Source organism: Rhodococcus sp. (in: high G+C Gram-positive bacteria), assembly GCF_049591685.1.
Lineage (GTDB): Bacteria > Actinomycetota > Actinomycetes > Mycobacteriales > Mycobacteriaceae > Rhodococcoides.
Genome location: NZ_JBAWFH010000227.1, coordinates 1 through 10,238 on the forward strand (window position 1 = coordinate 1; position 10,238 = coordinate 10,238).

Annotated in this window: 11 protein-coding genes; 10 read left to right on the forward strand and 1 reads right to left on the reverse strand. The window is 65.0% G+C overall.

The genetic code is table 11. The annotated features are described in order from the left end of the window. Positions 1-20: 20 nt before the first annotated feature. Complete coding sequence (locus WBQ44_RS09530; protein ID WP_495566461.1) at positions 21-200, reverse strand: hypothetical protein; 180 nt, start codon at positions 198-200, stop codon at positions 21-23. Positions 201-555: 355 nt separating this feature from the next. On the opposite strand from WBQ44_RS09530, the gene WBQ44_RS09535 reads away from it, so the two are divergent. From WBQ44_RS09535 to nuoI, 10 genes are all read left to right on the forward strand, one after another. Further along, on the forward strand, positions 556-954 hold the full coding sequence (locus WBQ44_RS09535; protein WP_495566462.1) for a response regulator transcription factor: 399 nt from the start codon (positions 556-558) through the stop codon (positions 952-954). A 222-nt stretch (positions 955-1,176) separates the two neighbouring features. Beyond that, positions 1,177-1,536 (forward strand): NADH-quinone oxidoreductase subunit A, encoded by a 360-nt coding sequence (locus tag WBQ44_RS09540; RefSeq protein WP_495566463.1) that lies wholly within the window; start codon positions 1,177-1,179, stop codon positions 1,534-1,536. Positions 1,537-1,580: 44 nt separating this feature from the next. Beyond that, entirely contained in the window at positions 1,581-2,135 is a 555-nt protein-coding gene (locus tag WBQ44_RS09545) for a NuoB/complex I 20 kDa subunit family protein (RefSeq protein ID WP_495566464.1), read from the forward strand. A 17-nt stretch (positions 2,136-2,152) separates the two neighbouring features. Beyond that, positions 2,153-2,785, forward strand: a complete 633-nt coding sequence (locus WBQ44_RS09550) for an NADH-quinone oxidoreductase subunit C (protein WP_495566471.1) — start codon at positions 2,153-2,155, stop codon at positions 2,783-2,785. Further along, positions 2,785-4,101 carry an NADH dehydrogenase (quinone) subunit D gene (gene nuoD, locus WBQ44_RS09555; protein WP_495566465.1) on the forward strand — a complete coding sequence of 439 codons (1,317 nt, stop codon included), beginning with the start codon at positions 2,785-2,787 and terminating at the stop codon, positions 4,099-4,101. Before WBQ44_RS09550 ends, nuoD begins: the two co-directional genes overlap by 1 nt. After that, positions 4,098-4,925, forward strand: a complete 828-nt coding sequence (gene nuoE, locus WBQ44_RS09560; protein ID WP_495566466.1) for an NADH-quinone oxidoreductase subunit NuoE — start codon at positions 4,098-4,100, stop codon at positions 4,923-4,925. Before nuoD ends, nuoE begins: the two co-directional genes overlap by 4 nt. A gap of 1 nt (position 4,926) precedes the next feature. Beyond that, positions 4,927-6,225 (forward strand): NADH-quinone oxidoreductase subunit NuoF, encoded by a 1,299-nt coding sequence (gene nuoF / locus WBQ44_RS09565; RefSeq protein WP_495566467.1) that lies wholly within the window; start codon positions 4,927-4,929, stop codon positions 6,223-6,225. Further along, positions 6,222-8,609 (forward strand): NADH-quinone oxidoreductase subunit G, encoded by a 2,388-nt coding sequence (locus tag WBQ44_RS09570; RefSeq protein ID WP_495566468.1) that lies wholly within the window; start codon positions 6,222-6,224, stop codon positions 8,607-8,609. Before nuoF ends, WBQ44_RS09570 begins: the two co-directional genes overlap by 4 nt. Further along, the gene (gene nuoH / locus WBQ44_RS09575; protein ID WP_495566469.1) at positions 8,606-9,889 is read left to right on the forward strand and encodes an NADH-quinone oxidoreductase subunit NuoH; all 1,284 of its coding nucleotides are present in this window, start codon (positions 8,606-8,608) and stop codon (positions 9,887-9,889) included. Before WBQ44_RS09570 ends, nuoH begins: the two co-directional genes overlap by 4 nt. Then, positions 9,882-10,238, forward strand: a 357-nt coding sequence (gene nuoI / locus WBQ44_RS09580) for an NADH-quinone oxidoreductase subunit NuoI (RefSeq protein ID WP_495566470.1), incomplete at its 3' end; no start/stop codon positions are given. The genes nuoH and nuoI, both read left to right, overlap by 8 nt.

The following is a 10,238-nucleotide window of genomic DNA, read 5'->3' on the forward strand; positions in this document are numbered from 1 at the left end:
GGAATCAGATCGTCGAAGACTCAGGAACAGGTCGCGAGAAGATAAGCGACGTCGACGTCGTCGAGGCCCTCGGGCGGATTCTTCAGCAAGATCTCGCGCAGCCGGCGCACGAAGACCTGCCTGCTCACGCCGAAGTGGGTGAGCACGTCGTCGGTGAGACCATCCCCGCGGGGGAACCGTTCTGTCGCGTTGTCGGCCATGAGCTTCCTTCGACGGCTGTTGGGGTCAGGACGCGGCGTTCTGGGCGCTCTGTTTTCAGGGCGCTGTGTTTTCAGGGCGCTGTGTTTTCAGGGCGCTGTGTTTTCATGGCTCCGGGGCGGTACCGAGTCGGGGGGGCGCGACACCTCCCCGGAGTTGAAATGTCTATCAATCCATCGACGATATTCGTTACACATTGATGGCAAATGGAACGTCGGGGCGTTCGGGGTCGCCGGAAATCGTTGCCGGAAGCAGTCGGCCCGGCAGACCGACACCCGCCGTACCGGCCGTGACGCCGGTGCTCCGACCCCTGCGAATCACCTGTGCGTCGGGTGCCGGAGACGTAGCATCGCTGACGTGACCGCACCGCTGCGCATCCTCGTCTACAGCAGTAATGCGCTCACGCGCGCCGACGTCACCTCCGCGATCGGCACCCGCCCCGACGAGAACCTTCCACCCTTCGAGTACCTCGAAGTTGCGAGCGAGCCGATGGTCATCCACTACCTGGACGCGGGCGGAATCGACCTCGCGATCCTCGATGGTGAGGCCACGCCGGCCGGCGGCATGGGAGTCGCCAAACAATTGAAGGACGAGATCGAGAACTGTCCGCCGATCGTCGTGCTCACGGCCCGGCCGGACGACCGCTGGTTGGCCGACTGGTCCGGCGCCGAGGCCGCGGTGTCACAACCGCTCGATCCCTTCGTTCTCACCCAAGCCGTCACTGCGCTCCTCGCGCGCCGACCCATACGGGGCTGAGCGAAAGACGTTCATCGCCACCGTTTCCGAGTCGAACCGACCGGGCGCGATGCAAGATCAACTTTCTCGAGGACACGCCGACTTCACCGCGTGAAAACCGAGACACGCCGGGGCATCGCACTAGTAGGCTGTGCTTCAGCTCACATTTTTCTATTGGCTAAGGACCTCTTGGCCGACGGAGCTCCAGGGATGCCCACAAGGCAGGCGCGGAGAGGTGAATCGATGAACGAGTACATCCCCATCCTTGTTCTGGGTGCTGTCGCCGTCGTTTTCGCCCTCGTGTCCGTGGTCATCGCGTCCGTGGTGGGCCCCAAGCGATACAACCGCGCGAAGCTCGACGCCTACGAGTGCGGCATCGAACCAACTGCGCAGCCCATGGGGGCCGGCAGATATCCGGTGAAGTTCTACCTCACCGCCATGCTGTTCATCATTTTCGACATCGAAATCGTCTTCCTCTATCCCTGGGCCGTGCATTTCGACGCGCTCGGAATCTTCGGTCTGCTGGCAATGGGGATGTTCGTCGTCAGCGCCGCTGTCGCGTACGCCTACGAGTGGCGCCGAGGCGGGCTCAGCTGGGATTGACACTCCCACGCGTCACAACACTGCAAATTGGGAAGGGTCGTCACATGGGTCTCGAGGAGAAGCTGCCGAGCGGCTTTCTGCTGAGCACGGTGGAAGGTCTCGCCGGCTACGTCCGGAAGGGATCGCTGTGGCCGGCAACGTTCGGACTCGCCTGCTGCGCAATAGAGATGATGGCGACCAGTTCCGGCCGGTTCGACATCGCGCGCTTCGGGATGGAAGCGTTTCGCGCGTCGCCCCGGCAAGCGGACCTGATGATCGTCGCGGGACGCGTCAGCCAGAAGATGGCACCGGTGCTGCGGCAGATCTACGACCAGATGGCCGAACCGAAATGGGTTCTGGCGATGGGAGTGTGTGCGTCCTCGGGGGGAATGTTCAACAACTACGCCATCGTGCAGGGCGTAGACCATGTCGTCCCCGTCGACATCTATCTGCCCGGCTGCCCGCCCCGACCTGAAATGCTCCTCGACGCCATTCTCAAACTGCACGAGAAGATCCAGGAGATGCCCCTCGGCGCCGATCGGGAGAAGGTTGCCCGCGCCGCGGAGGCTGCCGCATTGCAGTCACGGCCGACGATCGAGTTGAAGGGGTTGCTGCGGTGACGGCCAATCGACGCGGAATGTTCGGAGTTCGGGGTAGCGGCGACACGTCGGGATATGGAAACCTCGTCCGGCCGACGGTCGTGCAGAACGCTGCGAAACGACCCTACGGAGGCTGGTTCGACTCTCTCGCAGACCAACTCGCGGACGCGCTGGGGGACGCCGACCTGTCGTTCGACGAGGCCATCGAAACCGTGGTGGTGTTTCGCGACGAGCTCACGCTGCACGTACGCCGGGAACATTTGCAACCCGTCGCCACAGCACTGCGCAACGATCCCGCTCTTCGATTCGAGCTGTGCCTGGGCGTCAACGGGGTGCACTATCCGCTCGACGAGGGGCGCGAATTGCACGCCGCCTATCCCCTGCTGTCGATCACCCACAATCGGCGGATTCGACTCGAAGTGTCGGTGCCGGAATCGGACCCGCACATTCCCAGCCTCGTCGGCGTGTATCCGACCAACGATTGGCACGAACGGGAGACGTACGACTTCTTCGGTATCCAGTTCGACGGCCACCCATCGCTGACTCGAATTCAAATGCCCGACGACTGGGTCGGACACCCACAGCGCAAGGACTACCCACTCGGGGGGATTCCCGTCGAGTACAAGGGCGCGACCATTCCTCCCCCCGATCGACGACGGGACTACAACTGATGACCGACATCGCAGGACACGAGAAGTCGTTCACGGTGTCCGGCCAGGACTGGGACGATGTCGTCGCTGCGGCGGCGGAGAAGTCGGCCGATGCCTCCGAAGAACGCATCGTGGTCAACATGGGACCGCAACACCCGTCGACACACGGCGTCCTCCGACTGATTCTCGAGATCGAGGCAGAGACCGTCACCGAAGCCAGGTGTGGGATCGGCTACCTGCACACGGGGATCGAGAAGAACCTCGAATTCCGCAACTGGACGCAGGGCGTCACCTTCGTGACGAGGATGGACTATCTGTCACCGTTCTTCAACGAGACCGCCTACTGCCTCGGCGTCGAGAAGCTACTCGACATCACCGACGACATCCCCGAGCGCGCGACCGTCGTGCGGGTGATGCTGATGGAGCTCAACCGCATCTCCTCGCACCTCGTTGCCTTGGCGACCGGAGGCATGGAGTTGGGCGCGGTCACGGCCATGCTGTTCGGCTTCCGGGAGCGTGAACTGATTCTCGACGTCTTCGAGACGATCACCGGGCTTCGTATGAACCACGCGTACATCCGCCCCGGCGGCCTGGCCCAGGACCTCCCCGACGACGCCGCGGGGAAGGTCGCCGAGTTGCTGAAAACGCTTCCGGCGCGGCTCGAAGACATGTCGAATCTTCTGGATGACAACAAGATCTGGAAGGCACGCACCCAGGGGATCGGGTACCTCGACCTCACCGGATGCATGGCGCTCGGGATCACCGGACCGATGCTGCGATCGACCGGTCTTCCGCACGACCTCCGCGTCACGCAACCGTACTGCGGGTACGAGACGTACGAGTTCGACGTCTGCACCGATACGGGCTGTGACGCCTACGGCCGCTACGTCATTCGAGTGGCGGAGATGAAGGAATCGCTGAAGATCGTCGAGCAGTGCCTCGACCGTCTGCGTCCCGGCCCCGTCATGGTGGACGACAAGAAGATCGCCTGGCCCGCCGACCTGGCCGTCGGACCGGACGGCATGGGCAACTCGCAGCAGCACGTACGCGACATCATGGACACCTCGATGGAATCCCTCATCCACCACTTCAAATTGGTCACCGAAGGCTTCCGCGTTCCCGCAGGCCAGGTGTACGTCGCCGTCGAATCACCGCGCGGTGAGCTGGGCGTTCACATGGTGAGTGACGGCGGCACCCGGCCGTTCCGGGTGCACTATCGCGATCCGTCGTTCACCAATCTGCAGGCCGTGGCAGCGACATGCGAGGGAGGCATGGTTGCCGACGTCATCGCCGCTGTCGCCAGCATCGACCCCGTCATGGGAGGTGTCGACCGATGAGCGAGCGAGTGTTCCTGCAACTCGGCGTTCGGCCCGATCCGTACCCCGACCACATCCGCGCCCGGCTCGATGCGGACGCCGAGACGATCGTCGCCCGCTATTCACCGCCGTCGGCTCCGGATCCGCAGATGGCCCGATCGGCGTTACTGCCGCTACTGCACCTCGTGCAGTCCGTGGACGGATACGTTTCGCCCACCGGTATCGAGTTCTGCGCCGACACGCTGGGCTTGACCGGTGCCGAGGTGACCGCCGTTGCGACGTTCTATTCGATGTACCGGCGTGAGCCGACAGGCGACTATCTTCTCGGGGTCTGCACCAACACGCTGTGTGCCGTCATGGGCGGGGACGCGATCTACGACGCTCTTCGCGAGCACGTCGACCCGCGCGAGAATCGCATCACCCTGACGCACCTCGAATGCAATGCGGCGTGCGATTACGCGCCCGTGGTGATGGTCAACTGGGAATTCTTCGACAATCAGACGCCCGAAACGGCGCGGTCGCTGGTGGACGATCTCCGCGCCGGCCGAGAAGTCGTCCCGACCCGCGGTGCCTCGCTGTGCACCTTCAGGGAAACCGAGCGACTTCTCGCCGGCTTTCCCGACGAGCGTCTCGGCGCGGTCGAAGCGGGCGGAACACCGGGTGACCCCACCCTGGCGGGTCTGCGGGTTGCACGCGACGCCGGAATGACGGCGCCGTTCGCGCTCGGACCGACCGACGCCGGTGCCGCCCCGCTCGGATCGCCGGAGGCGAATGCCGCAGAGCATGCGAGAGACAAGCCTGCGCCCGCACCGAACGAAGCCGTACCGCCCGGGAAAGGGGACTGAGGTGCCGTTGACGCCTGTGCTGAGCAGCTATTGGGACGACCCCGAATCGTGGACGCTCGAAACCTACGAGCGACACGGAGGGTACGAGGGCGCCCGGCGCGCACTGACCATGCCGGAGGACGACGTCATCGCGACGGTCAAGGACTCCGGCCTGCGCGGGCGCGGTGGAGCCGGGTTTCCCACCGGCATGAAGTGGAGTTTTATTCCGCAGGGTGACGGTAAGCCGCACTACCTGGTGGTCAACGCCGACGAGTCCGAACCGGGGACGTGCAAGGACATGCCGCTGTTGCTGGCGACTCCGCAGGTGCTGGTCGAAGGAATTCTGATCGCCGCGTACGCAATTCGTGCCCACCGGGCGTACATCTATCTGCGGGGTGAAGTCGTGCCCGTGCTGCGTCGGGTGCAGGCAGCAGTGCAGGAGGCATACGCAGCGGGCTACCTCGGAGCCGATATCCTGGGCAGCGGCTTCGACCTGGACGTCGTGGTTCACGCCGGTGCGGGTGCATACATCTGCGGCGAGGAAACGGCCCAACTCGATTCGCTCGAGGGCCGTCGCGGGCAACCCCGTCTGCGTCCACCGTTTCCGGCAGTCGCGGGCTTGTACGCCTGCCCGACCGTCGTCAACAACGTCGAGTCCATCGCGAGTGTGCCGTCGATTCTCCGCAACGGCGTCGATTGGTTTCGGTCGATGGGCACCGAGAAATCACCCGGCTTCACGCTCTACTCGCTTTCGGGTCACGTCACCCGACCCGGTCAGTACGAGGCGCCATTGGGAGTCACCCTGCGCGAATTGTTGGGCTACGCGGGCGGAGTTCGGTCCGGTCACACCCTCAAGTTCTGGACGCCCGGTGGGTCGTCGACGCCGATCTTCACCGACGAGCACCTCGACGTCGCTCTCGACTACGAGGGAGTCGGGGCGGCCGGGTCGATGCTCGGCACCAAAGCTTTGCAGATCTTCGACGACACCACGTGCGTGGTTCGCGCGGTGCGGCGCTGGACCGAGTTCTACGCGCACGAGTCGTGCGGCAAGTGCACGCCGTGCCGGGAGGGTACTTACTGGCTGGTTCGTATCTACGAGCGCCTCGAGACCGGCCGCGGCACCGCAGGTGACCTGGACACTTTGCTCGACATCGCCGACACCATTGCGGGCAAGTCGTTCTGCGCGCTGGGCGATGGCGCCGTCAGCCCGATCACTTCCTCGCTGAAGCACTTCCGCGACGAGTACGCAGCACACATCGAGGCACCGTGCCCGTTCGACCCACACCGTTCCACACTGATGGCGGGAGAGCTGACCGCATGAGTATCGAATCCCGAACGAACACCGTCACAGTGACCATCGACGGCATCGAGGTGGCGGTGCCGCAGGGCACTCTCGTCATCCGGGCCGCCGAGCTGCAGGGCATACAGATTCCGCGTTTCTGCGACCATCCACTACTCGAACCGGTGGGCGCCTGCCGTCAATGCCTCGTCGAAGTCGAAGGCCAGCGCAAGCCGCTCGCCTCGTGCACCACCACGGTCACCGAGGGCATGGTGATTCGCACACAGCTGAGTTCACCCGTTGCAGCCAAGGCGCAAAAGGGTGTCATGGAACTGCTGTTGATCAACCATCCCCTCGACTGCCCGGTGTGCGACAAGGGCGGCGAATGTCCCCTGCAAAACCAAGCGATGTCGGCCGGTCGATCGGAGTCACGGTTCGTCGAGGACAAGCGCACCTATCCCAAGCCGATACCGCTGTCGTCCGAGGTGTTGCTCGACCGGGAACGGTGTGTGCTCTGCGCCCGGTGCACCCGGTTCTCGAACCAGATCGCGGGTGACCCGTTCATCGAACTCCTCGAGCGTGGCGCGCTGCAGCAGGTGGGCATCTACGAGGCCGAACCGTTCGAATCGTATTTCTCCGGCAACACCGTTCAGGTGTGCCCGGTCGGGGCGTTGACCGGCGCGGCATATCGATTCCGCGCCCGACCCTACGATCTGGTGTCGACGCCCAGCGCGTGCGAGCACTGCGCCAGCGGATGCGGTCAGCGTACGGACCACCGCCGCGGAAAAGTTCTGCGTCGACTCGCCGGAGACGACCCCGCCGTCAACGAGGAGTGGAATTGCGACAAAGGCAGGTGGGCTTTCGCATACGCCACCGAGCGTGACCGCGTGACCACTCCCCTCGTTCGCGGGGCCGACGGGGCGCTGGCACCCGCATCGTGGTCGGAAGCCATGGCGGTCGCCGCCCGAGGGCTGACATCGGCGGGCTCCGACGTGGGCGTCCTCGTCGGTGGCCGATCGACCGCCGAAGATGCGTACGCGTACTCCAAGTTCGCTCGAATTGCGCTCGGCACGAACAACATCGACTTCCGTGCACGAGAGCACAGCGCCGAGGAGACGCAGTTTCTCACCGGAGTCGTCGCCGGCAGCGGCATCACCGTCAGCTACGCCCGACTCGAACAGGCACCCGAAGTGGTGATCGTCGGCTTCGAGCCGGAGGAGGAGTCGCCGATCGTCTTCCTGCGGCTGCGCAAGGCCGTCCGCGCCGGACGCACCGTCGTGCGCGCCATCGCCCCGTACGCGTCGGCGGGCGTCGCCAAGCTGAACGCCCGACTCGTACCCTGCTTCCCGGGAGACGAGGCCCGCGCACTCGACGGCATCGACGACATCGCTCCCGGCGCCATCGTTCTCGTCGGTGAACGATCGGCGGAAAGCCCGGGCGCACTGTCCGCCGTTCTTCGACTCGCACACAGGTCAGGGGCGGAAATCGCCTGGATCCCCCGCCGGGCCGGCGATCGCGGAGCCCTGGACGCGGGCGCCCTCGGCACCCTGCTTCCCGGCGGCCGACCTGTCGTCGACGCCGACGCCCGTGCCGAGATCGCGCGTCACTGGAACGTCGACGATATTCCAGACGGCGTTGGACTCGACACGTCGGACATGATCCGCGCTTCGGCGGCAGGCGCAGCGGCGGTGATCGGCGGCGTCGAACTCGCCGACCTACGCGATCCTGCAGGTGCTCGGGAGTCCTTGCGGCGTGCGTCGTTCGTCGTCAGCCTCGAGATCCGCCACAGCGACGTCACCGAGATGGCCGACGTCGTCTTCCCCGTCGCCCCCGTCACCGAGAAAGCCGGAACCTTCGTCGACTGGGAGGGGCGAGGACGAGAGTTCGACGCGGCGGTGGTCGGCACCCGATCGCTCACCGACGGACGGGTTCTGCACGCCCTCGCCGCGGAAATGGGCTTCGCACTCGGGCTCGAGGACGTTGCCACCACTCGCCGCGAGATGATGACGCTCCCGCTGTGGTCCGGGTTTCGCGTCGAGCCCCCGACCACGTCGCCGCAGCCGGCGGCATCCCCCGGCTGCGGAGAAGCCGTGCTCGGTACGTGGCGCATGCTTCTCGACTCGGGCCGGATGCAGGACGGGGAACCACACCTCGCCGGCACCGCGCGATCACCCGTCGTTCGTATTTCCACTGCAACCGCCGACGAGATCGGCGCTGTGGACGGGCACCCCGTGACCGTCGGTTCCGCCCGGGGTGCGATCACTCTGCCCCTCGCGGTGACCGTGATTCCGGACCGCGTGGTCTGGCTCCCACGTCGCTCACCGGGATCCGACGTCGGTGCGGCACTCGGCGTCGGCAACGGCGCGATCGTGACCATCGCGCCTGCGCCGAACCGAGCGCCGGTAGAACAGAGGTCGATCCCGTGATCCCCGGATTCGGAACGGACCCGTGGTGGCTGGTGGTCGCAAAGGCGATTGCAATCTTCGTCTTCCTGATACTGACCCCGCTCGTGGCGATCCTCGCGGAGCGAAAAGTGATGGCACGCATGCAGATGCGCGTCGGACCAAACCGAGTCGGCCCGGGCGGAATGTTGCAGAGCCTCGCCGACGGAGTGAAACTCGCGCTGAAAGAGGGAATCGTCCCGAAGGGCGTGGACAAGCCGATCTATCTGATGGCACCCGTCATCGCGGCGGTTCCCGCGTTCATGGCCTTCGCCGTCGTTCCGTTCGGTCCGGAAGTGTCGATTCTCGGCCACCGCACTCCACTGCAGCTCACCGACATGCCCGTCGCAGTGCTCTACATCCTCGCCGTCACCTCCGTCGGGGTGTACGGAATAGTGCTCGCGGGGTGGGCATCGGGGTCGACGTATCCGCTTCTCGGTGGACTGCGATCGACAGCTCAGGTCATCTCCTACGAGATCGCGATGGGCCTGTCCTTCACGGCCGTCTTCCTGTACGCCGGGACGATGTCGACCTCGGGGATCGTTGCGGCGCAGTCGAACACCTGGTACGTCTTCCTTCTCTTCCCGTCGTTCGTCATCTACGTGACCTCGATGGTCGGCGAGACCAACAGGGCGCCGTTCGACCTCCCGGAAGCCGAGGGCGAACTGGTCGGCGGCTTCCACACCGAATACTCTTCGCTCAACTTCGCGATGTTCATGCTCGCCGAGTACGTCAACATGGTCACGGTGTCCGCGCTGGCCACCACACTCTTCCTCGGAGGTTGGCACGCCCCGTTCCCGATAAGCCTGTGGGACGGCGCGGATTCCGGATGGTGGCCCGTCCTGTGGTTCACCCTCAAGGTGTGGGGTTTCCTGTTCGTCTTCATCTGGCTGCGCGCAACGCTCCCCCGCCTCCGGTACGACCAGTTCATGAGCCTCGGGTGGAAGGTACTCATTCCGATCTCGCTCGTCTGGATATTGCTGGTCGCGACCGTCCGCGCCTTCAGGATCGAGGGCTACTCGTCGATCGCCGTGGTGCTCGTGGTCGGGAGTGCGATCGTGGCGGTGGCAGCAGCGCTGTGGTTGCGACGCAGATCGAAGCGGGCGCCGGAAGCCGACGATCGCGTCGCGGCGGCGCCGCCTCCGCCGTTCGATCCGATGGCCGGAGGATTTCCCGTGCCGCCCATGCCAGGACAGGTGCCACCAAACCGGACCGATCCAGGACACACACCACAGCCCGACGTGAAGGAGCGCAGCGATGCCTGAATTTCTCGGCCCGATAGCGGGTTTCGGTGTCACGTTCGCGACGATGTTCAAAAAGCCGGTGACCGAGTTCTATCCCGAGGACAAGGTCCCGACTGCGCCGCGGTACCACGGGCGCCACCAACTCAACCGCTACGCCGACGGATTGGAAAAGTGCATCGGCTGCGAGTTGTGCGCCTGGGCCTGTCCGGCCGATGCGATCTACGTCGAGGGAGCCGACAACACCGACGAGGAGCGCTACTCGCCCGGCGAACGGTACGGGCAGGTGTACCAGATCAACTACCTGCGCTGCATCGGGTGCGGCCTGTGCATAGAAGCGTGCCCCACCCGCGCGCTGACGATGACCAACGAG